Below are 24,403 nucleotides of genomic sequence, written 5' to 3' on the forward strand. Positions count from 1 at the left end.
GCAACTATTCCTGCTTTTATACCAGTGCATTGGAATATTCCAATTCTTGTAACTTTCTAAGCGCTTCCGATTTGGAATTGACATCTAATTTTAAATAGATGTTCTGCACGTGAAAATTGATTGCACTTGCGGTAACGAATAATTTCTCGGCAATGGTCTTATATGTGGCTCCTTGGCACAAATAATCTATTACCTGGTTTTCTCTTTCTGAGAAAAATTCATTGGATTTACGCTGAAACTTTGAAATGATTTGACTAATAATATCATTGCTCATGGTAGCGCCTTCTGACTTGATTGAGTCTAGGGCATTATAAAGGGCGCGTTCAGTCACCGGTTTGGATAGGTAGCCATTTGCGGTATTTTTGAACGCCTTTTTCACCAAGTCAAAATTGTTCTGGGCGCTGAGCATGATAATCTTTACCTTAGGATCCTTCTTTCTAAAAAGACGGATACCTTCTATGCCATTAATTTCCGGCAATGAAACCTCGGAAAAAATAATATCCGGAGAAATACGGTCGTAATCTGCCAAAGCTTCTTTAACCGAAGTATAGATTCCTTTTAAGGAATACTCCGTGTAAGAGCTAAAATACATTTCATAAGATTCATGCGATGTTACATCATTATCGATCACGATAATTTTTAAAATGTTTGATTCCATGGTAGTGGGATTTTTTGGTATCTATTGAAAACCAACAGAATACCTGGTTAAATTTGGGTTAACTATTAATAGATAATCGCTCGGTAAAGCGACATTTTTTTCAAATTTGGGCGTAAGAAGGCTCTTTCCCTGTGATTAAAAAATCAAGAGATTTTGTTATCCGTTCTTTTAAAGCTTAGAAAAAGACCTATGGTTATGACAGTATTCTGCCGGGTCTTAGTTTAAAGCTAAAACAGATATACGCGCTATACGCTGGGTGAATCGTTATGTTTTAGTGCTGTAGGTAAGGCGCTAAAACCTAAAATGATTGCTTTGAAATTTTATCTCTATCAGACGCAGAGATGTTGCACTTTTATGAAGTGATCAAGTGTGCTTTGCTTGTGGTGCTGTTGTAGGTAATAATGGTACATGGTTTGTGAGATTTGGGGATTAATAAATAGGTTACTTTTGGTATGATTATAATCAAACTTAAGAATTATTTCCTATGCGCTTACTGTATGATCGCCCATTTTCGTTAAACTACCGCTAAAGTCCCTATCTCATTGCATTATATCGGTAATTTCGTACCAATTATCGATATTTAAAAATCAAAAAAAGAGTTAAAAAAGGTGTGAAACCTATTAAAATAGTGGTAAAAAACAAAAAAAACAGCGGAGCCTCCCCCGCTGTTTATAGCCTAATTTTCTACCAAAAAATCAGGTCCCACTAACCATAAGTTAATATTGTTATTGATCTTCGTACATGTTGTTCACTACTGCAGAATGATCATCTACTTGCATAATCCATTTTTCGTCGTTGTATTTTCCGTTTAAATTGGAAACGTAAGCTGTTTTTGCATCTTCTTTATAATTATAATCTGCCAAGTATACATAGTGCAGACCGTTTTCTTTGTTGTAAAACTGTCTAGCGTTAAGACCTTGCTCCTTTAAAGTCTCCATAAAGGCATTTAAATACTTTTTGTTCTTATAAACATTGGCTATTACGTAATATCCGGACTTTACACCCACTATATCTGACTGGTTCAATATCTTGATAGGAAGCTTTACGTAATCCTTAATTTCTTTCTTATCTGCGCCTTCTTCTACAATTGGCTTTGTTTGAGTCTCTGCCACTACTTCTACAGTCTTCTCTACTTCTTTAGTACTATCTGACATTTGCGTGTCATTGGCGGCCAAGAAATCCTGTACATCATTAAATCTTGCTTCATTGTCTTGCTTAGCTATTGTTTTCTTAGAAGTATTATTTTCTGTATTTGCAGCCAAAGCCGTGTATTCTTGCGGAACAGGCTCCACATCTTCTTCAATTTGTGGTTTTAGGTTCTCTTTAATTTCTTGTTTCAATACGTCTACCAAAGACTTTAAGCGTTCTTCAAAAGCTGCATCTCTTGCGGCATCAATAGAGTCTTGTCTTAAGATCATCTCATCCAAAATCAATCTGTTTTCATAAGCCATACCGCTCATTTCATCCTCTATTTCAGTAGAAATTGTATTTTTAAAGCTTCTATTTGCCAGAGATGAATTGTTTCTTTGACTGTTCTTTTTACTCTCTTCCTTTAATCTTAAAATCTGTTCCTCATAATTTCTTACGATACGGTCTACTTTAGCATCTTCAGAACCATCTGCAAAGGTGTCCATACTAGAGCCATGGTTGTCAAAAGTATAGGCTAAGGATACCTCATGGTTCCATCCTAAATCGGCATCATCTGTCATTAAATCCTTTTCTAACAAATACCCTAAGGACATACGCTTACTAAGGTTAAAACCTAAACCTAAGGAAAGGCCATAATCATCATCAAAATTTGTTTGAAACCAACCGTAGCTAGGCAAGTCCAATAATATAGAACCTACATATCCCAATCCGCCATCCTTGTTCTTACCAACTTGAACCATTGGCATTAAACGAGCGTTGGCAAAAAGACCTCTATTGGCCAAAAACTGGTGAGAATACTGTACCGAAGCTTTTACACTCTTGGTACTTAAGTTCGTTAAAAATTCATTTGTAGTTTGGTTATATTTAAAAAGGTCAGTTGCATAAAGTCCAAAATCAAACCCGCCCAATGACAAGGTTACCCCTGGTTGTACCGCTACCTTACTTTCCTTCTTAGCATCCGAAATTTTTGTATCCGTATCTGCTACAACTATTCTATTTTGGTCTAGCCCTTCTGTATAGTAGGTTATGTTCGTGCCAAAAGTTAATCTGCTCTCATCTCCTAATTTTACGGCCGTAGCGTAATTGGCATTAAATCCAAATTCCTGAACAACCCCGGACCATTGGCTATATACACTAATTCCTAATGCAGCATGATCATTAAGTTTGTTACTAAAACCTAAAAAGTAGTTCTGATTATTATCTTCAAACGTAGCATATTGGTTTCTGTGAAGAATGTTTATGTACGATTTGTTCTCTCTAACCAACGAAAACGTTGGGTTGATCAAAAATCTGTTAAAGAACAACTGGTTGTGATAGGTGCTCTTAGTATTGATCTCTGTAACTGCTTCTTGTCCGTAGTTAGACTGCGTACCAAAGATGGCAGCTAGTAAAAGGAGCAGAAAAATTGTGTTGATATTATTTTTTTTGTGGCTCATGGTAGTGATATTTGGGATTATTGAAAACTGTGGTAATACGGTGAATTCTATAGTTTTGAAATTCGGAACTCTTGTGGTAGATGTCCGCATTTCTTAGAACATTTAGATTACCTAAATTTGGGTTATAAACCGGCGACGGTAATCGCCGGCTTTATCTTATCCCCCATTTTTATTAATCTTCCTCAAACAAATTGGAAGTGTACGTTGCTTTGGAATCTACATTAAAAGCTTCTAGCGCTCTATATTCGCCCTCGTCTTCTACGCGTCTTTTGTTGGCATAGGTGAAAGCTACTTTCTGAACCGAGGATTTATTGTTACCACGGTTAGACATTACATAGCCTTTACCATTGGCCGATGTGAACGATATGGCAAAATCATCTTCACCACTATTGATCGGGCTACCAAGATTAACGGCTAGGTCTACACTTTTTTGACCAACTTGTGTCATATAAACATCCAATCCGCCTTGGCCCTTTCTTCCTTCGGAAGCAAAGAACAATGTATTGGTGCCAACTACATTAGGATACAGGTCATCTTTTTTAGTGTTTACCTTTTGACCCAAGTTTTTGGCCACACCCATACTACCGTCTTTACGGATCGCAGATACATAAATATCATACTCACCAAAAGTTCCTGGCATATTGGAGGCAAAGAATAAACGTTTACCGTCCGATGATATAGAAGGATGCATTGCAGACGCATGTTTGGGAGCTACGGCAACTTCTTTAAGGTTCTTCCATTCACCATTTACTTTATCTGCCCTGAAGATTTTATGTACTTCTTCACTTTTGGAAAAAACACCGTACAAGGGTTTTATTTTCACTTTTTTGCTAAAGTAAGCGGTTTGTCCGTCCGGAGTTACGGCAACGGGCATCTTATACCCATTATGATCTTCGGTCTCCTCACCTAGGAAAGTCCTTAGTTCATTCTCAACTATGGTCTGGTCATCTACTATAAACTGACCGTCCTTACGTTGAAAATCTAATTCTCTATACCTTTCTGTTAAAGGTTGATCTAAAAAATTTTTAGAATTTTGTTTTTTTACTTTATAATCAGACTCAATTTGAGCGACCCAATCATTCATATCGGAACTGGTAGCTGATCCAATATTTTGATATTTGGCCATAGCGTAGTCATAACGCTTCTGATAATTCTTACTTAAAGAGCCGGTACTGCTTACTTCTTTTAACTTATCATACCAGAACAAGGCGGTATCGTAGTTTTTGTTCAAGAAGTTGGCATTACCCAAGTCTTCAAAGATGGCTTTATCCTTATATCCTTGTTTTTTAAGGTATTGATAATTTTCCATCCTCTTGTTGTTAGCCTGGTGAATCTCGGTAGCATTACTACTACTAGAATACTGAGCGTCCATAGAACTGCAACAGCACGAAAAAACGCAGGCAAAAAGCACATTGTAGGTTAGCGCATTTTTCATAATAAATTCGATTAGGGGTTAATATCTTCGACAAAGTTCTATAAAACTCTCCTATCTATACTTAGTAATAATTCATAGGTTTTCACTTAAATCGCGTTTTTTTATGTTAAAATCATCGATAAACTGCATTTTTTACGGTTCAAGAGCAAAAAAATCAGATTAAAGAACATTTTTATTACTAGTAACTACTAGTAATCTTTAAAAAAGCGTTCATATCAAAAAATCACTAAAGAACTAAAAATCAACGCAGAAAAGAACAAGTGTAAAAATTTTAACAAGTAGCATAGTGTAGCATATTAATATTTTTCCTACTTTTGTTGAAGCGTACAGACTTGTCTGTTTATAATAGTCCTGCTACCTTTAATTCATGAGAAAAGAAACCGTAAAGGATAAGATACTATTAACGGCTTGTGAATTGTTTTACAAAGACGGGTATAACCAAACAGGAATCAATAAGATTTTAAAAGTCGCCGAAGTATCAAAAGATAGTATGTACCGGCACTTTAAATCTAAAGAAGCTATTGCCGTTGCGTATTTGGAAAGGCAACACAAAATGGTGATGTCTCTTTTAAAGAGTAATATGGACAAAGAAGAGCCTGGCGCGGATGCGGTTCTTTCCATGTTTGATTTTTTAATTGACTGGTTAAAGGAATCAGGATACAGAGGATGTGGCTTTCAGAATATTTTTACGGATATCCCAAAAGATCAGAACTCTATTAAAGAGATGGTCTATATGAACAAAAATGAAATTCGACAACTTATATATAATGAATTAAACAAAGCCGAACCAAATAAGAAGGATATAAAGGAATTGAGCGATGAAATTCTAGTACTATGGGAAGGAGCTATTATTCTTTCTCAAATCCAAAAAAATAATTGGCCCATTTTGGCCGGCAGAAAAGCTTGTGAAAAATTATTAAACCGTTAAACACTATGTAAAACTATCATACAGAGCAATCTGTAGAACTAACACCAACGCATTTTGAAACAACTACTACAAAACCCACCCTTCACCCTAGAAACAGCCAAGCAAAAAGTTCATTTAATTGAAGAGACTTGGAGTACAAAAGACCCTCACCAAATTTCCATGATATACTCCATGGACTGCAATTGGTATGTTAACGAATCTACCCTTCTATCCTGCCGTAGAGAAGTTCAAGAGTTCCTTGAACGCAAATGGCAGAAAGAATTGGATTTTGAAGTAACTAAAACCTATATGGCCCATACGGATAAAAGCATAGCGGTTCAATTTGATTATGACTACAGAATTGAAAATAACAAATGGTTTTGCTCCTATGGAAACGAAATCTTTGAATTTGATGAAGAAGGACTCATAGAAAAATGTATTATGAGAATTAACCATTCCTCTATAGAAGATAGTGCAAGACCTATATCTCAAGACCTACATAATATTTTACAAGATTTATAACACATAAAATATTTTATTGAGCGCAACATTTGCATTCCTATTCTGTACTATGGAACCGTAAAACAAAACCCTGGCATTAACTTCAATTTAACGAAGAGATTGTTGGTTTCAGGGTTCATTTACGACAAACAGAGTGTAGATGACATACAATAAATAATGGCTGTCTACTAAACCTAAAAACTAATAGTATAGAAATTAGACTATGAAAAAAATAGCTATAAATGGAATGGGCCGTATTGGCCGTACCGCATTAAAAGTATTACTTGAAACTCCGGAATTAGAGGTAGTAGCCGTAAATGATATTGCCAGTATTGAGAACATTGCTTACTTATTGGAGTTTGACAGTGTTCATGGTAAATTTGAAAAATCAGTTGATTTTGAAGAGGGTAAACTTATAGTAGATGGCAACGCCATTAAATTCTTTAACGAAAGAAATCCAGAAGACCTCCCTTGGAAAGAACTGGATATAGACGTTGTAATCGAGAGTACCGGTATTTTTACTAAATATGACGATGCGGATAGGCACATCAAAGCCGGAGCCAGAACTGTGGTGCTTTCAGGTCCGGCTAAAAGTCCTGAAATACCAACTGTTGTTCACGGTGTTAACTCTGAGGATGGTAAGACCAGTATCTTTTCCTGTGCCAGTTGTACCACCAATAACATTAGCCCTATTATAGAAATTTTAGGGCGTCGTGTGGGAATTAAAAAGGCTATAATGACTACCATACATGCAGATACCAGTTCTAATGCCATGGTAGATTCTCCCAGCAAAGGGAACTTTAGAATGGGACGTTCCGGTATTAACAACCTCATACCTACCACCACGGGAGCTGCTGTAGCAACCACAAAAGCATTACCAGAATATGCGGGTAAGTTTGATGGTATGGCGGTACGTGTTCCTGTTGCGGTTGGATCTATTTCGGACATTACTATTGTAACCGAAAAAACCGTGACCGCAGAAGAAATCAATGCCATATTGGAGGAAGAAGCACAAACGGACCGTTACAAAAAGGTATTACAGACCACTTACGCGCCTTTGGTTTCTAGCGATATTATTAAAAGCCCTTATGGTTCCATTGCAGACCTTTCCCTTACCAAAGTAGTGGATGGCGATTTACTCAAAGTTTTGGCATGGTACGATAACGAATGGGGTTTCACCAATCAGATGATACGCCAAATACAGAGTTTATAAATAGAACTGAATTACTCATAATTCAATTTCAAAAAACAGGTCAAGCTTTATAGTTTGACCTGTTTTTACTTTATGCGCCTTTTTGTTTTTCGTAATTTGATGCGATTTTTAAATTTCGAATTTTGAAAAAAACACTATACATAGGAGCCTTTTTAACGTTCATCAACTTTACCGTAAAAGCACAGTCCATAGAAAAAGAACACTGGGGAACTGTAAAAGGTAAGGAGGTTTCTCTTTATACCATTACCAATGCTACGGGCATGAAAATGCAGATTATGAATATGGGCTGCATCATTACTTCGCTCTTTGTACCGGATAAAAACGGAGAACTAGACGATGTAGTTTTGGGCTTTGACAATTTGGATGATTACCTGCAAGACCACCCTAGTTTTGGTACAACCGTGGGTAGGTATGCCAATAGAATAAAAAATGCGCAGTTTGTTATGAATGATTCCGTTTATAAACTTTCTGCTAACGAAGAAGGCACTGCTATTCACGGCGGCAATGAATTTAGGGATGCCGTTTGGGACGCCAAGGTTGTCTCCAACGAAAAAGGCGATGGTTTACAGTTCCATTATTTGTCTCCAGATGGTTCTTTTGGTTTTCCAGGTAATCTTGATGTTTATGCCACTTACCTTCTGACGAAGAACAATTCAATTTATATCACCTTTGAAGCCAAAACCGATAAGGACACGCATGTAAGTATGACCAACCACAGTTATTTCAACTTGAATGGTGCCAAGGACTTAATCTATGATCATAGGGTTATGGTAGATGCAGACAGGTATACCGAATTTGATGAAGACATTACCCCTACAGGAAGATTACCCTTTTTAAAAGGTACGGCTTGGGACCTATCTAACTTTACACGAGTAGGTGATAAAGTTCATGATATTCCCCTTAACGGGTATCACCATTGCTACGCATTGAACAAAAAGAGTGATGAAATGACGAAGGCCGCTGAAGTTATAGAACCCAAATCCGGTAGAAAGCTAGAAGTATTTACCACACAGCCGGGAATAACGGTCTACGCAAGTAACGGCCTTGATAATATTACAGGAAAGTATAATATCGCTTATACACCTCACATGGCACTCTGCTTAGAGACCCAAGATTTTCCCGATGCCATGAATCATCCTAATTTTCCCTCTACCCTATTAAAACCAGGAGAAAAATATATGGAAACTATAATTTACGATTTCGGGATTGAAAAATAAAGGGAGGATATTACTATCCATTCCCTTTAACCATTCTTAAAGTAGGCTATCATTTCTTTAGGCGATTTATGCGGCCTTCCCGCAGCTTTTTCATAATCGGATGGTACATCATAAGCTCCATTTCTCATACTTTGATAAATGCCGCCTATTATTGTGCCTATAAACTCCCCTAGTGCTTCTTTACGTTCCTTCTCATAAGTTTCAACGGATACAGAAGTATATTTTAAATCCGTACCATAAGCACCATTTATGTAATTTGCCAGTTGCTTTTGGGTAATGGGTTCACCCACCAGGTTGTAAATATGACCATTATGATTTGCCTTTAAAAGCATTTGCGCATAGGCATACCCCAATTCTTCCCTACTGGTATAACCGCATTTTCCGGTATTCGCAGAATTTTGGATTTCACCTTCACTTATATATGTATCTATATATTCCAAATCCGGTTCTATATAAATTCCGTTTCTTCCAATGACCCACTGCATTCCCGAATCCTTCACATCCTTTTCGGTCTGTCTGTTGCTTTCTACAACAGCGCTAAATGCAGACGCTTTCTCCTCTCCAACGATACTGGTGTATACTATTTTTCTAACACCGTTTGCCTTGGCCGCATCAATAACATTCCTATGCTGCTGTATTCTTTTCTTTGGGTCGTCCATACCAGAAACTAACAGAACCGCATTTACACCTTTTAAAGCAACATCAAAATCCTCACGATTGTTATAATCTCCCTTTCTAATTTCAACCCCAAGAGATTCTGCCTTTTCAGGAGTTCTAGCTATACCTATAACATTATCTTTTCCTATCGCATCAATAAGGTGCTTTACAATTGAAGAACCCAATTGACCGCTGGCTGAAGTAACTGCAATTTTCATAACTGTATGTTCTTAAGTAGATTACATTTTTAATTTTAAAGCTTCAAGCTCCTGTTCTAGCTCTTCTGCTTTTTTCTTGAATTTTTCCATGGCCTTTTTCATCTGGCCTATTTTTTTAAAGGCCTCTTCGTCTTGAACTGCTTGATAGCTAACAACGCCTTCCTTTTCCTTTACTTTAGATTTGCTCCCACATGTGGGGCATGTTGCTACTTGACTCATAATACAATATTTTGTTGTGCAAAGTTTATAAAACACGAATCACTGTTAAAGGTGAATCCCTGCACAAAAATGGTATATATGGGAATCCATCTTAAAAATCATGGCACCATGATGAACTAAAAGAATACCCCTATTCCTTTATTTTCAGGTGATCTATAATACCACTCTGAGAAACTGTTCTAAGTTTTCTTTCTGGTTTATTCTGATAACCGATTATGATAGAGTTGTGGACGGTCATTGTTTTAAAATCAAAAACAAGGGTCAAATAATCCTTTAAATCCGTTTCATGCCAACTTACCATATACAGTTCGTCTCCCATTTTAAGGGATTTATAGGAAATATCCTTGTTTCCATTACCTTTTGATGGCCCTGCAACCCATTCATACTTGGCTTTTCCTTCATCAAATTCCATATGAATAGCGGTACCGTTTTGATATTGAAAATTAAAGGAATAACCATCCAAAAAATGTTCTGGCTCTCCAAATTGATATTTACTTTCTTCGGGGGTCTTGTGTTGACCAAAACTAGATCCAACACTAAACAGGACCAGACCTATACAGATTACTAATTTTGAATTCATTTTCTTTGATTTAAAAGTTCAGTACAAAAGTGGCAAAATGCCCATCTATAGAGTAGGTAAATCGTTGAAAAAGAATGGTAAATATGAGATTAAAGATCTACAAGTCTGCTTTAAACCGTTTTGGAGTTACCTCTGTGTGTTTTTTAAAGAATTTGGTAAAGTTGGTTACCTCGTCAAAACCCATGTCATAGGCTATTTCCTTTAGGCTTTTATCCGTACTTAGTATAGCACGTTTTACCTCCAGAACTACATACTGATCAATGAAATGTTTAGGGGTGTTCAATGTAAAAATATGAACCAGTTTCCCTAAATGCTTGGTAGAGATACGCATCTTAGAAGCATAATCCTTTACGTTTCTAGTTGTGGCAAAGTCTTTTTCTACAAGGTTTTTGAATTGAAGAAACAACGGATAGTAATCTCTATCCTGATTGGAGATTCGCTTAGCCCCAGAAATGCGTTCTAACTTTAACAGGTACAGTTCCAGTATTTTGGCTAGAATATTCTGCTGTCCATAACTATATTCTACCTGTAATTCTTCCCGTAATTGATGGACAAAAAAATCATTTAAACCACAACTTTGGACCAAGGGGTCAGAAATATGGTAATTGTATAAATGGGAAATGAACTCAATTGAAGGTTTTGAAAAAAATCTAAGAATAAAATCTTCTGTAAAAATGACAAGGAAACCTTTATAGCCAATTTTTTGCTGAAAGGCATGCACTTGCCCTTTCGCTATTTTCAATACTGAACCTACTTTTACCTGATACCTTTGCAGGTCAACTTCATGATACCCCTCCCCTTCAGTAATGACGAGCAAAGCAAAGAAGTGGATACGATGGGGCTTTTTAGGGTCATGGTCTAAACCTCTATCTATTTTTGCCGATAAGTCGGATATCGTCAGTACATCAAAATCCTTAATGTGTTCCTCTCCTTCAAATGCTATGTTGGGAATATCAATCACCCGTCTTTTTTTTCTACTGTAATATCGATTATAGATTGAAGATAGGGAAATTAAGAATAAAGAAGGACCATAGCATCATAGAAAGGTATTACCAACCAATCATTGAATCCGCCTATTAACTTTACCAAACAAAAAATCAAAATAAAACCGCCCTATTCCAATGCATAACATCTAAATAGGGCGGTTTAAAAATTTCAAAAGAATCTTGGGAAACTTTGCTTAATTAATAAGCAAAAGTGCTTTTTGAGGGATAAGAATCTTATCTATAGTATGGATAACCCCGTTGGAAGCTTCAATATCAAATTCAACAAAACTAGCTTTAAACTCAGAAGCATCTTGAAGCGCCAAACCTGCGGCTCCTTCTACAACATCTACCGAATCATCTTCAATTAAAGTGGCCAATGTGCCTACTTTTAAGTCATTACGAGCAATTACCTCTTTTACGGCATGACCTAAAATAATTTCTTTAAGCGCTTGTTGCTCCAAAATATTGGTAAAATCCGAAAATGAATTGTAATCATCTCCCAAAGTTTTGAATAACTGTTCTATAGCCGTATTGGTAGGTGCAAAAACCGTATACTCGCCCGTGTTAAATATATCTTCTAAACCAGCTTCTGCAATACCTTCTGCAAACAAGGATAATTCCTCGGTCTGGTTCACTAAATTAATCAAGGTGCTTTTGGGGAACAAATCTGCCAAAACGGATTCGGGTATAAGAACTTTATCTATGATATGAACAACACCATTGGCCACCTCAATATCCGCTGCAGTTATTCTAGCATCTATCTCCGTAGTATCTATGATATACACATCACCATCTACCGTAATTTTAATTTCTTCGGATTGTAGGGTCTCTAAAATGGAACCATTGGAAAGTTCAGTAGAAAAATTAGCTCCTCCAATAATGGCGTGGTATTTTAATACTTGCGAAAGGATTTCCTTTTCCAAATCCTCATCAAAATCCAAAACATCCGTATACTCTTTTAAAGAAGCTAAAAATCCTGTAAACGCTTCATTGCTAGGTACAAAAAATGTAATCTTTTCGCTTTCATCGGAAAGCATGTTTACTAACGAATCATCTATAGTATCCAACGCATTGGCAGAGATGGTTAAACTATCTACGGATTTAATAAATTCCGCGGCATTCAACAAGGTTTCCTCTGGTGTCTCCTCCTTTGGAGATTCGGCTTCCGGTTCCTCGGTCTTGTCCTCTTCTTTTCCAATCTCATTCTCTATATCATCTGAAATATCACTTCCTTTGGAACATCCTATAGCCATGGACACCCCCAAAAAGAGCATGCATAAATTTTTAGTAAAGCGGGTTGTACGTATCATTTTCATAACGGTTTTATCTGGGCGACAAATTAGTTCTTTATTAAAATTCATAGCCTAGCCTTAGTTTAATTCTAGGTTAGCTAAACTTTAAATCTAACTATGAAAAAAACTGAATTAGGGCTCGGCAACAACCAATTGGGCCGTTTTTTCATCATCTACGTTTGTATCGGACATGGTCTTTAAGAATGCTATAATGGCCTTTTGTTCTTCTTGGGTGAGTTTCAATTCATCAAAAGGTAAGGTCTGGTGTTCCAAATCAAAGCCCATTCCGCCACCACCGCCTTTGTTGTAGAAATCCATAACCTCTTCCAGCGTATTGTACACCCCATTGTGCATGTAGGGTGCCGTAAATTCCGAATTACGTACGGTAGGAGTTTTGAACATTCCCAAATGCTCAGGTTTATTATAACGCCAGTAAAAACCAAGGTCGTCATCCAAAATTTTGTTTTCGGCCGTTTCCGGAACTCCTATGACCTCTTTTTCGGTCTCTGCATAAAATGGTGGCACTGTTCCATTTGTTAGCGGCATGAAGTGACATGTAGCGCATAACGCCTTGCCCATAAAAAGATTCATACCCAATTTTTCTTGGGAAGTAAACGAATCTTCTTCGGCTCTCATATTCTTATCGAACTTAGAATCAAATCCGTTTAAAGTAGATATATAAGATGAAATAGCTTTAATGATATCTGTGTTCCTATTGGAAATTCTTCCAAAAGCCTCCTCAAATAAAACGTGATAAGTAGTATCCTTTAATATGTCCGTAGAGAATTCATGCACACCTGTATTAAATTCCTGTTCATTATTGAATACGGATGAAATTTGATCCAAAATATTCTCTGCACGGCCATCCCAAAAGAAGCTTTTTTGAAACGCAACATTTATTAATGTAGGTGCATTACGCTGTAAAGGGCTTCCATTGTTACCCGTATTCACAGGTATACCATCCGTATAGGCTTTTTCCGGCATGTGACAAGTTACACAGGCCATTTTACCCGTTTGCGACAAATTAGGGTCAAAAAACAGTTTTTCGCCCAAAGCAATTTGTTTTTCGGATGGATTTCTATTTATAGGTGGCGTAAAATAGGTTAGGTTAAACGCATCCTTTTCAAAAAAAGTAGGCGCATCAAAATTAAAGGGTTTGTTATCTACACCGTTCCAAAGTCCGCTTTCCTTTCTTATGCTGACCCAATTTCTCGTAATAGGATTCATATAATCCCGTATAAATGTGTAACGGTCAAAAGTGTTGAAATCGTTGTTTTTTTGAAGAAAACTGACCGCTTTTGCTATATTTTGATGAAATTCAGTATCTAAATCACTATTTTTTACCTGTATGATATCACGCAATGTATAATCATACACCTCTTCCAACCCTCGCAACGAGACCTCACTTTCCGAAAGTCCCAAACCGCTTACCGGTGTATCAAAACCTGAAATACCTAAACTAATGATTCGTAAAAGTTGTTGATGAGTGGCTATAAAAAAACGCTCGGCACTTAAATCCCGTTCGGTAACATTTTTCAATAAATTGACCATTAAACCTTTGGTCAGAACCGTTTCTTTTTTAAAAACGGCGGGTGATTCACCGCCTTCATAAATAGACTCTTCTATTTTCTGTAATCCTATAGGGTTCAATATACGTTCCGTATCTTCTGCAAAAACGGGTAAAGCGGGCCCATTGGCACGGTGCCCAACTTCTGGGTTTAAATATGATGCATAGGGTTCTGCTTTTTTAAAGGCAACACGGAGCTCTTTGAAGATTTTTTTGGCCTCGTCGCTTTCTGCATCCATTGTACTCAAGGTATCAATCAAATATACCGCCTTGGTCATATTTTTTATATAGAACTCTTGTGCATAACTCCAGTCCGTAGTTTTGACATGGTCAACTTTTGCTAGTTCTTCATTTTTATTTTTACAGGAAAGAATACAAAATATCGATAAAAAAAAGAGGAGAAATTTATTCATAACAGAAGTAAGTTGAAACAAAAATTATAAAATAGGGAAAGACCCCCATCAATAGATAGAGGTCTTTCACCATAAAATAGTAAGGTCTTATCTAGGCAAACCTTTTAAGATAATGATTTGACCACCTTGGTTATCTTCTCTAGCACCTGCTGCAATTGCATCAGGGTTTTCAGATTCCATATCGTGACCATCTTTGCTCTTGTAATCATCATTCTGCCAGTAGTGTGGCTGAAGGTTCAACAAGAAAGTATCATCAACACCAACCTTGTCAGAGATATCTACCAATGCACCAAATTCTCCACTGAAACCAGTGCTTCCTGATGGATCAAGATCATTTCTGATCAATAATTCCAAAACTGTTTTTGCATTGTTTCCGTTTAAATCCGTTTGATAAATAGCGGCCGAGTGGTTTCTATCGAAAGAGTTAGGATCTTCTTGAAGGTATACAAAGTTCTCCGTAACCGTAATGTTATCAGGACTCTGAAGCTCAGGAAGGTTACCATCCATGTTATTCGTATCTGTATTACCACTAATAATCTGAGTGATTTTTCCAGTCAATGGAGATTCTTCATCCAGCTCCAATTTGTAAGCTGTACCCCAATCGTTGTAAGTACCTCTTCCTGGACCTCTTCCTGTTACGGCAACGAAAACATTTCTTGCATTGTCAACAGAACCCTTTTGGTAATCAACATCTTCAACACGCATAAAAGCAGAAGCACCTACAGCAACACAAGCATCTTCCATTTCATTTTTTGTCATAGCCGCACCGTTTTCGATTTCAACGAATTCGAAAGCATATGTTTCTTGAAAAGCCAACTGACCTTCGTTATAGATAACACCTTCTTCAACAGCCATTGGCGCAATCGGGTTACCGTCTGCATCTGTAGAACCAGAAGCAACTTCTTTTAATTTAAGAACGTAAATTTTACCATTGGTTAAATCGGCATCCCCATTTTCAGAGTAATAAAGAGTAATCTGACCTTCCGAACCGCTAGAGTCATCATCACCTCCTATAATTACCGTTTTACCTTTATACGTATCTCTTGGTAAAGGAACAGCGTTTTCCCATGAGAACTCACCTAAAGCATCTAAACCAAAATCCGCAGTTGGCGTAGGTACGGCAACATGAGGGTCTATACCTTTAACATCATAGTGAAAGCTTTCTGAAGCAGAAAGAAAAATATCTTTTGCACCACCGTGAATGGCAGCTTCCCACATAGTACCAGAACACTGACGAGCGAAATCTGCAACCCCTGAGTTCAATAACCACTCACCGCCTGTAGGGTTTAAGTTTTTATCTAAATGGATACGACTAACCGCATAATCATCTTCAGCATTTACAATATACATGTAACCGTTACCTTCTTTTAAGAAACCGGCTCCATCTTGAGCACCTACCAATTGAAAACCGTCCTCTAAAATATCAGTAGAACTGATTAAAGAATAAGGTTTTACAAAGTTAAAGTTTGAATTCATTACTACTAAAGGCTCAAGATTCGATTTGTTCTCGAACATTGTTCCTTCATCTTCTTTTGGACCACCATGCCCAACATGTTCTTCTAATTTTTCACAGGAAGTAGTAGCTACCAAACCTGCTAGTAATAACAATTTAGATACTGTTTTCATTTTGTTCTTTTGGTTATTAGTTATACTAATTTTGAACAAAAATATCTTAGCAAATCCCAAATATTGTTAACTGACCGTGGTCATACTTTAAACTAAAGTTCAAGTTTGTGTTAAATCGTTAGCTTAACGTTACCATTTATTTTGATTCTAAATAGCAGCTGATTTTGGCATGAAAAACGGATTTATAATATGCCACATGGAATTATAAAATAAAAAAAAGGATGGCTTTTACACCATCCTAGTTATCATTATTAAGTTCTGTAATAACCTACTCGCGAACGATACCCATATCACCTAAATCCAAAGGAATCTTTTTTCCTCCTTCTTTAATTGATTTGTAAATGGCTTCTACAATAATCATATCTCGTTTGCCCATTTCACCAGGTGCATAGTTTGTAGTCCCCAGCATAATATGTTTTGCAAAATCGTCCATCTGAACTTTTTGCTGACTCTGGTGCGGGAATTTTATTTCCTTTCCGTCTGATGTGCGTCCGCTCAGCGGCCCATAATTATGGCAAGGATTAAGTTCTGCCCAACCTTTTTCAAAAGACACAAAAAGCCTATTGGCATTGGCATTATGTGAAGTAAATAGGTTACCTACAACTCCATCAGGGAATTCCATCTGTGCGGTAATGCTCTCATCCGTATCCTTAAAGTACTCCGGTCTAGAACTAAACTCCTGTGCAGCAACGGATATTGGGTTTTGACCCGTACCGTATATGTTACTCTGTATGCTGTACACACCCATATTCATTAATGCCCCACCACCGGAAAGCGCATGGTTCAATCGCCATTGGTCAGGATTTCCCCTAGAAATATATCCCGCATCGGAAGAAACGTAGCGTACGCTACCAAAAGGTTTTTGCTTTACCAGTCGTTTAATTTCGTTGGTATAAGGGTCAGATTGCATACGGTAACCAACAGATAATTTTACTCCAGCCTCATTGCACGCATCAATAATAGCATCACATTCCTTTACGCTTATGGCCATTGGTTTTTCACAAATAACATGCTTTCCTGCCTTTGCTGCACGAATACAGAACTCCGCGTGCATACTGTTGGGTAACACTACATAGACTATATCAATATCCTTATTCTTGGCAATAGAATCAAAATTATCATAGTTGTACACATTCTTTTTAGGTATGCCGTACTTCTCCATCCACACCTTTTCCTTTTCCGGAGTTCCGGTCACGATTCCTGCTAGATAACAATTCTCGGCATCCTGTAACCCTGGAGCTAATTGTCCGCTACTGTAACTGCCCAAGCCTACTAAAGCTATACCCAGTTTTTTCTTTTCCTTTCCCGAAGAAAAACCATAACCTAATCCAACACTGCTCAAAACAGCTGTTCCTGCGATACCTTTTGATAGTTTAGAATTAAAACTTCTTCTTGATATTTTTTTCATTTTATGTCCCTTTTAAATTTCCCCTCCTAAAATACAGATAATATTGGTTTCTAAAGTGAAGCATCTCAAATTCAAAATAGAAAATAAATTCTTTCCAATACCCGTAACATCTTGAAAGAATTAACTACCTATACATAAAAATAACATATGGCAGGTGAAGGTTTTATGGCACATGCAATTACGAGTTTAAGAACCAGCAGGTCACTTTTAAAGAAGCGTAATTTTAAGGACTTAAAGGAGCTTTGTCAAAATGGTACGGGTAAAACGGAAGTTGAATTCAAAAAACTAAGTGCCCCAGAATGGGCAATTCTGAAACAGAAAATTAGAATGCAGCATAAAAACAACTTGCGCATTGAAACCATGATTTACATTTTATCAATAGTCCTGACCTTTATAATTCTATTCTATATCTATTGGGTTTTTTTTATATAGCCCTTACTCAATTAATTTTTATATTTCCAGTTGAAAGGCTACCTTTATAAGCCTTCTTAACTTAGAAATTTAATGTCTGCCAAACCTTCCTCATATTTGAAAACGTTATCTATAATTCATTTGGCACTGGTTGGTGGCATTATCGCCTTTGGGACATTTAAATACCTAAACAACGGTACTTTTATAGCCAATGCAGACCCCAATGACATCTTTATCTATGTCATACCCATTGTAGGTGCATTTGGTTATTTCATGAGTCAGTTTATATTCAAAAAACAATTGCAAGCCATAAAAAAAACGGATAGTCTTCTTTTAAAAATGCAAAAATATCAAGCGGCTACCATTGTAAAATACGCTCTTATAGAAGGTCCTGCTTTTTTGGCCATAATTGCTTACGGGTTTAACGGTAATGCTCTATTCTTGGTCATTGCTATATTTTTAGTGGTCTACCTCTTCATGCAAAAACCTTCCCAAAGAAAGTTCCTAGAAGAAGTTCCGCTTACACTAGAGGACAAAAAGGAATTCAACAACCCACCAAACAGATAACTCAACAAACACAATGAAACTAAAACCAACGTTACTCGCTTTATTAATGGGACTAGGAATAATCAATGGAATAAAAGGACAGGATTGGCCAAATTTAAGTCAATTTCAAGACGCCAATTCAAAACTGGCCAAACCGGCCGCCAATGAAAACAGAGTTGTTTTTATGGGAAATTCCATAACCATAGGATGGATAAATTCACGTCCAGAGTTTTTTGCCAACAAACCATATGTTAACAGAGGTATTAGTGGCCAGACCACACCACAAATGCTTGTTCGTTTTAGACAAGATGTGGTAGACCTTGAACCTAAGGTCATGGTTCTTCTGGCCGGCACTAACGATATTGCAGGCAATACAGGGCCATCTACTTTAGAAATGATTATGGACAACATAAAATCTATGGCAGATATAGCCGCGGCCAACAACATAAAAGTAGTGCTTTCCTCTACGCTTCCCGCTTTTGACTACCCGTGGAAGCCCGGCATGGAACCGGCTCAAAAAATAGTTAAGCTGAATAAAATGATCAAGGCATTCGCCGAGAAAAAAGGCCATATTTATTTGGACTATTTTTCTGCATTAGCGGACGAAAGAAATGGTTTACCAAAGAAATATGCCAAGGACGGCGTTCATCCAACGGTTGAAGGTTACAAAGTCATGGAACCATTAGTAGAAGAAGCTATTGCCCAAGCTTTGAATAATTAAAATAAACTTATTTGCTGCGGAACATGTGCTGAACACAAAAAAATAGCTGTTTATACATATCTTCGGTCGTGATTCTATTTTTGAATCCTACACTTTAAACCTGCAAATGCAAGAAACAGTACAAAATTCCGATTCAACAAATTCCCAAGATTCATCCAACACATATGATTCTATAATAATTGGGTCTGGAGCAGGTGGTTTGGCCACAGCTATTTGCTTGGCCAGGGCAGGTAAGAAAGTTATAGTATTGGAGCAACACGACGTTCCTGGGGGCTGGTGCCACAGCTTTTACCTAAACGGACATAGATTTACACCTGGAGTGCATTATGTGGGCCTGATGGCCGAGGGCGAAGCAACCAATGACCTATACCGAGGTTTAGGTATTGCCAACGATTTGGTCTTTTTTAGAATGAACCCGGATGCTTATGAACATGTACGGATAGGCAAAGAACGTTTTGATTTTCCCGCTAATCTTGATTTACTTATCGAACGGTTATCATCAAGGTTTCCCGAAGAAAAAAAGCAAATTCATAAATACCTTCACCTTACCCGAAAAGTAAGTGAAGAATTGTATTCCCTCCCCTACTTTAAGGGGTTTTGGCAAAAACTCACCATACCGTTCAAAACCAAACATTTTGGCAAATATGGGATGTTCAGCGTAAGGAAAGTTATAGGTTGGCATATAAAAAATCCGCTTTTAAAAAACATATTGAATATACAATGTGGTGATCACGGCGTGCAACCCAAAAAAGTTCCCTTTGTACTGCACAGTGCTTTAATGTACCATTACTTTCAAGGTGGGTATTACCCCATGGGCGGTGGTGGGGCCCTAATTAAAGCAATGACCAATACGTTAAAAAAACACGGTGGTGAACTTCGCACCAGTACTGCGGTTACCAAAATAGTATTAGAAGGAAATCAACAAAAAAAAGCAGTTGGGGTCGTTCTGGAAAATGGACAACAGCTTTATGCCAATACCATCGTATCCAATGCCGATGTGGGCATAACGTATAATGATTTAGTGGGAAAAGAAAATTTAAGTGCTAAATTTCAAAAGAAGCTCGCTAACACCAAATACTCAAGCACTTCTTTAATGCTGTTCTTGATAGTTGATATGGATTTGCGCAAGGCAGGTCTGGATTCCGGAAACATCTGGATGATGCCCAATAAGGACACGGATGATTTTTACGATAGCATGTTAGCATCGGACATTTCAAAAGGAGATGCTTTTGAAGGAATGTTCATTAGTTGCACTACTTTAAAAGACCCATCTAGCTTTGACGGCAAACACCATAGTATTGAGGCTATAACCTTGGTTGATTACAAGGCCTTTGAGATGTTTAAGAACGAAAACCAGGAGCGCTCACAAGAATACTTGGATTTTAAGGAATTATTGATGCAAAAAATGATAAACGGTCTGGAAAAAGCCATCCCGGGGATTAGCAAGTACATAATTCAGAAAGACTTAGGCACACCTTTGACCAATAAGTTCTACGTGAACACCACGGACGGTAATATCTATGGTACTGAAAAAAGTTTAAAGCATATTGGTCCGTTTGCCTATAAAGCAAAAAGTGAAATTAAGAACCTCTATTTGTGCGGGGCCAGTATTCTTTCCCATGGCGTAGCAGGAGTTTCCCATTCAGGTGTAGATACCGCAGCCCAAATTCTGGAATGTGATCCAGATGAACTTAAAAAACCACAAGAAGACCAACATATTAGAATTTACGAGGCTGAAGATTCCACAGATTACCCTGAGTGGATGTTGAAAAAAATAGCGGTCAAAACTGCTCGGGCCAAAAGCAAAAGCGAAGAAATTAATACATAAAATATATACTAGGTCGTTTTTGTCAATTTATTGTACTCGGCAGACCATTTGTTCTATCATATTTTAATAATACTTCTTAATTTTAAGAAGAACATTATTATACAGACAAATTATGCCGAACCAAAATCATTTTTATTCAGTCTTACTGTTATTTTTTTCCATTTATCAACTCCAGGCACAAGTAAAAGTTTACGAGGGCCAAGAAACAATTCCCACCTATAAAATTGGCACGGACGAGGTCAGTCCCATTTTTTATACGGGTAGAGGTGTACAAGGTGCCCAGGGTAAAGTCTACCCATACGCCTCACAAACCAAATTGGGCGATTCCTTGGTTGATGTTACCTACGACATGGTATACCTAGAAAACGAATATATACGTGTAAAGGTGTTACCCGCATTTGGTGGTCGACTTTTTTCGGCAATTGATAAGACCAACGGTCACGAATTGTTCCATACCAACAGTGTGATTAAGCCTGATTTGATTGGCACCTTGGGTGCTTGGGTTTCAGGAGGAATTGAATGGTGTTTTCCCCATCATCACCGTACAACTACTATGCTCCCCAGCGATTATAGAATGATAAATAATGAAGACGGGAGTGCCACAGTTTGGATTGGAGAAACCGAAAAAACTAGGGATATGCGTGGCGTTGTAGGTATGACCCTAAAGCCTGGCCGTTCATACATAGAGGTTGATTATCGCATTAACAACACTAGTGATGTAACTACGACCTTTCTATTTTGGGCCAACGTTGCCATTACGGCAAACGACGATTTTAGAACGTTTTGGCCTCCTAGTCAAGAAATTGGAGTATTCCACAATAATAGCAGTTTTATAAAATGGCCTTTATCTAACAAAACCGATGATTATGGGCGTACTAGTTACGAAGAAGGCGTAGACCTTACTTGGTGGAAAAACCATCCTAATCCCGTTTCATTTTTCATGTGGGATATAAAAGAAGGATTTATAGGTGGATATGATTACGGACAAAAAGCAGGAACGGTTCATGTTGGTGACCCATTTGAGAACAATGCCTCTAAACTATGGCAATTTGGACCAGGGTTACAAGGACAAAATGCAAGAAGAAAATTAACTGATGATGGAAAGGCATATGTAGAATTAATGACAGGGACCTTTTCCAATAATCAACCAGATTATAATTGGATACTTCCCCATTCCGTTAAAGACGCAAAAAACTACTGGTACCCTGTACGTGATTTAGAAGTGGTCAAAAATTCAAATACAGATGCTTCCGTCACCCTTCAAATGCGAAATGCAAAAACGGTCTTTTATGGCTTTAACACAACAAAAGATTTTAAAGGAGCAAAAATTATTCTAAAGAACGGTGCAAACGTTTTAGAAGAAAAAACAATAGATATTGGCCCTGCCCATCCGTTTACAAGTACATATAAAAACAGAAAACCTTTAGATGAATATCAACTTACCGTTACCATCCAAGATGTAAATGGCAGTGAGCTTATATCCTATTCCCCATACAAACCAACCGAACCACAGCTTCCTGAAATTCAAGAAAAAGTAAAAAAACCAGAAGAACTAAAAACAGTTGAAGACCTTTATTTAACCGGCCGTTTCGTGGAACAATTTAGAAGGCCCGGTATAGAACCAGACGATTATTATTTAGCAGCATTAGAAAAATCGCCTACGGATTATCGCACCAATATTGCCTTGGGCATTCGCCGAATAACACAAACAAAATATGAAGAAGCGCTAGAATATTTACAAACAGCTGCGGATAAATTAAAGATAAAATACTATCAACCTTTGGAAGGTGAAATATTCTATTATCTGGGAATGGCTCACCAAGCTTTGGGTCATGAAGAAGAAGCCTATTCTAATTTTGCAAGAGCTACCTGGTACTATCAATGGTTCTCTTCAGGTAACTTTAAACTGGCCCAAATAGAGAGTGCAAAGGGCAACTATTCAAAGGCTTTAGAATATGCTCAAGAAGCTTATTCAACCAATAATAGAGACGGAAGAATTGTGGTTTTGAACGCTGCTTTACTACGTAAACTAAACCGTCAAAATGACGCCAATATAATATTAGAAAAGCAAATTGCCTATGACCCTCTAGATTTTTCTGTACTGTATGAAATAGAGTTGGGAAAAGGTGGTAGCTCAATGGACTCATGGAAAAAAAGCATGCAAAATCCTGAAAATAATTATTTGGAGATTGCTACCAATTACATGAACGCAGGCCTTATTGAAGATGGGCTTGCCTTGTTAACTAGTATAAAAAATGAATCAAACCCTCTTACCGGGTACTACAAGGCTTGGTTCTATGCTGAATCTGGGAATTCCCAGCAAGCTACCAATGCCATTTCAACAGCAAAAAGAGCATCTTTGGATTACGCTTTTCCATATCGTTCGGAAACCGAAACTGTTTTAAACAAGGCATTGGAAATAGATGCCAATAATGCTACTACCTTTTATCTTTTAGGTAACCTTTTGTATGATAAAAGACCTGATGATGCACTAATGTATTGGCAGAAGGCTGGAGCAATAGACACAAGTATTCCTATGGTTTGGCGTAACCTGGCATTTGGGGCTTTCTACCACCAGAAAAATCCATCACAGGCCATAGATTACATGACTAAAGCAATCGCTCTTGATAATTCAAACCCCTTATGGTATTCGGAACTTTCTAAATATTATGATGAATCCGATGCCGATTTCAAGAAAAACCTAGACATTCTAGAGCGTAACCTTTCCATTGCCAAAGAAGATGTGGATGCACCTAAAACCTATGTAGAGCTACTTAACCTTGCCGGTGATTATGATAAAGCAATTGCATTTCTAGACGAGCATCACTTTAGAACTTGGGAAGGCGGCAGGGAAACCTATTGGCACTATGTTGATGCGCACACTTTAAAAGCTAAACAACTCATAGCCGACCAAAAGGCTAAAGAGGCTATTACACACTTAGAACGCGCATTACTTTATCCAGAAAATCTTGAGGTAGGGAAACCCACCCATGATGAGAAGAACGCCATGATTTACTATTATATGGGTGAGGCCTATACTCAGCTAGGCGATACTAAAAAAGCAAAATCCAGTTATCAAAAAAGTGCCGCTGCCCAAAACGGAAGAGGTATGAACAACCTTTTATATTTTCAAGCAAAATCCTTTGAAAAACTAGGAGATTCAGCAAAAGCTACATCTATGTTCCAAAGCTTAATTGAAAAAGGAAGCGCAATGCGTGAAAATGGTACTGGTAATACCCTCATTGCTGTTGAGGAGGCATCGGCAACAAACAACAAATTTATTTCTAACTCCTACTACTTGGAATCTTTGGGCAATGCCGGATTGAACAATACGAGTGAATCAAAAAAGAAATTACAAAAGGCGTTAGACATTTATCCTAATCATCTATGGGCTAAAGTAATGATGCAAAATTAA

Annotated in this window: 20 protein-coding genes; 9 read left to right on the forward strand and 11 right to left on the reverse strand. The window is 37.5% G+C overall.

Annotation, left to right across the window (positions count from 1 at the left end; genetic code table 11):
• Positions 1–16 precede the first annotated feature (16 nt).
• The 3 genes from KO513_RS17150 to KO513_RS17160 form a co-directional block, all read right to left on the reverse strand.
• On the reverse strand, positions 17–658 hold the full coding sequence (locus KO513_RS17150) for a response regulator transcription factor (protein ID WP_215439307.1): 642 nt from the start codon (positions 656–658) through the stop codon (positions 17–19).
• 725 nt (positions 659–1,383) lie between these two features.
• Positions 1,384–3,243, reverse strand: coding sequence for a PorP/SprF family type IX secretion system membrane protein (locus KO513_RS17155; RefSeq protein WP_252735934.1), 1,860 nt, complete (start codon positions 3,241–3,243; stop codon positions 1,384–1,386).
• Positions 3,244–3,415: 172 nt separating this feature from the next.
• Entirely contained in the window at positions 3,416–4,678 is a 1,263-nt protein-coding gene (locus tag KO513_RS17160; RefSeq protein ID WP_215914480.1) for a cell envelope biogenesis protein OmpA, read from the reverse strand.
• A 367-nt stretch (positions 4,679–5,045) separates the two neighbouring features.
• On the opposite strand from KO513_RS17160, the gene KO513_RS17165 reads away from it, so the two are divergent.
• From KO513_RS17165 to KO513_RS17180, 4 genes are all read left to right on the forward strand, one after another.
• Positions 5,046–5,606: a TetR/AcrR family transcriptional regulator gene (locus KO513_RS17165; RefSeq protein ID WP_215914481.1), complete on the forward strand. Its 561-nt coding sequence runs from the start codon at positions 5,046–5,048 to the stop codon at positions 5,604–5,606.
• Positions 5,607–5,660: 54 nt separating this feature from the next.
• Positions 5,661–6,107 (forward strand): DUF1348 family protein, encoded by a 447-nt coding sequence (locus KO513_RS17170; RefSeq protein WP_215439303.1) that lies wholly within the window; start codon positions 5,661–5,663, stop codon positions 6,105–6,107.
• A 202-nt stretch (positions 6,108–6,309) separates the two neighbouring features.
• Positions 6,310–7,299, forward strand: a complete 990-nt coding sequence (gene gap, locus KO513_RS17175) for a type I glyceraldehyde-3-phosphate dehydrogenase (RefSeq protein ID WP_215914482.1) — start codon at positions 6,310–6,312, stop codon at positions 7,297–7,299.
• 122 nt (positions 7,300–7,421) lie between these two features.
• A complete protein-coding gene (locus KO513_RS17180) occupies positions 7,422–8,516 on the forward strand; it encodes an aldose epimerase family protein (protein ID WP_215914483.1) in 1,095 nt (364 codons plus the stop codon).
• Positions 8,517–8,542: 26 nt separating this feature from the next.
• Here KO513_RS17180 and KO513_RS17185 read toward each other — a convergent pair whose 3' ends face one another.
• The 8 genes from KO513_RS17185 to KO513_RS17220 form a co-directional block, all read right to left on the reverse strand.
• Positions 8,543–9,391 carry an SDR family oxidoreductase gene (locus tag KO513_RS17185; RefSeq protein ID WP_215914484.1) on the reverse strand — a complete coding sequence of 283 codons (849 nt, stop codon included), beginning with the start codon at positions 9,389–9,391 and terminating at the stop codon, positions 8,543–8,545.
• Between the two features lie 21 nt (positions 9,392–9,412).
• Positions 9,413–9,610 (reverse strand): hypothetical protein, encoded by a 198-nt coding sequence (locus tag KO513_RS17190; RefSeq protein WP_215439299.1) that lies wholly within the window; start codon positions 9,608–9,610, stop codon positions 9,413–9,415.
• 130 nt (positions 9,611–9,740) lie between these two features.
• Positions 9,741–10,190, reverse strand: a complete 450-nt coding sequence (locus KO513_RS17195; RefSeq protein ID WP_215914485.1) for a MoaF-related domain-containing protein — start codon at positions 10,188–10,190, stop codon at positions 9,741–9,743.
• Positions 10,191–10,287: 97 nt separating this feature from the next.
• Entirely contained in the window at positions 10,288–11,151 is an 864-nt protein-coding gene (locus tag KO513_RS17200; RefSeq protein ID WP_215914486.1) for a helix-turn-helix domain-containing protein, read from the reverse strand.
• A gap of 219 nt (positions 11,152–11,370) precedes the next feature.
• Positions 11,371–12,486 (reverse strand): fasciclin domain-containing protein, encoded by a 1,116-nt coding sequence (locus KO513_RS17205; protein ID WP_215914487.1) that lies wholly within the window; start codon positions 12,484–12,486, stop codon positions 11,371–11,373.
• A gap of 114 nt (positions 12,487–12,600) precedes the next feature.
• Positions 12,601–14,448 (reverse strand): cytochrome-c peroxidase, encoded by a 1,848-nt coding sequence (locus tag KO513_RS17210; protein ID WP_215914488.1) that lies wholly within the window; start codon positions 14,446–14,448, stop codon positions 12,601–12,603.
• Between the two features lie 87 nt (positions 14,449–14,535).
• Positions 14,536–16,074 (reverse strand): hypothetical protein, encoded by a 1,539-nt coding sequence (locus tag KO513_RS17215; protein ID WP_215439289.1) that lies wholly within the window; start codon positions 16,072–16,074, stop codon positions 14,536–14,538.
• A 268-nt stretch (positions 16,075–16,342) separates the two neighbouring features.
• On the reverse strand, positions 16,343–17,482 hold the full coding sequence (locus KO513_RS17220) for a Gfo/Idh/MocA family protein (protein WP_215914489.1): 1,140 nt from the start codon (positions 17,480–17,482) through the stop codon (positions 16,343–16,345).
• A 147-nt stretch (positions 17,483–17,629) separates the two neighbouring features.
• On the opposite strand from KO513_RS17220, the gene KO513_RS17225 reads away from it, so the two are divergent.
• The 5 genes from KO513_RS17225 (at position 17,630) to KO513_RS17245 (ending at position 24,403) form a co-directional block, all read left to right on the forward strand.
• Positions 17,630–17,914 (forward strand): hypothetical protein, encoded by a 285-nt coding sequence (locus KO513_RS17225; RefSeq protein ID WP_215914490.1) that lies wholly within the window; start codon positions 17,630–17,632, stop codon positions 17,912–17,914.
• A gap of 96 nt (positions 17,915–18,010) precedes the next feature.
• Positions 18,011–18,460, forward strand: a complete 450-nt coding sequence (locus tag KO513_RS17230; protein WP_215914491.1) for a hypothetical protein — start codon at positions 18,011–18,013, stop codon at positions 18,458–18,460.
• A gap of 13 nt (positions 18,461–18,473) precedes the next feature.
• Positions 18,474–19,160 carry an SGNH/GDSL hydrolase family protein gene (locus KO513_RS17235; protein ID WP_215914492.1) on the forward strand — a complete coding sequence of 229 codons (687 nt, stop codon included), beginning with the start codon at positions 18,474–18,476 and terminating at the stop codon, positions 19,158–19,160.
• Positions 19,161–19,266: 106 nt separating this feature from the next.
• Positions 19,267–20,988: a phytoene desaturase family protein gene (locus tag KO513_RS17240; protein WP_215914493.1), complete on the forward strand. Its 1,722-nt coding sequence runs from the start codon at positions 19,267–19,269 to the stop codon at positions 20,986–20,988.
• A 112-nt stretch (positions 20,989–21,100) separates the two neighbouring features.
• A complete protein-coding gene (locus KO513_RS17245; RefSeq protein WP_215914494.1) occupies positions 21,101–24,403 on the forward strand; it encodes a DUF5107 domain-containing protein in 3,303 nt (1,100 codons plus the stop codon).

The organism is Zobellia sp. B3R18, assembly GCF_018860715.1.
GTDB lineage: Bacteria > Bacteroidota > Bacteroidia > Flavobacteriales > Flavobacteriaceae > Zobellia > Zobellia russellii.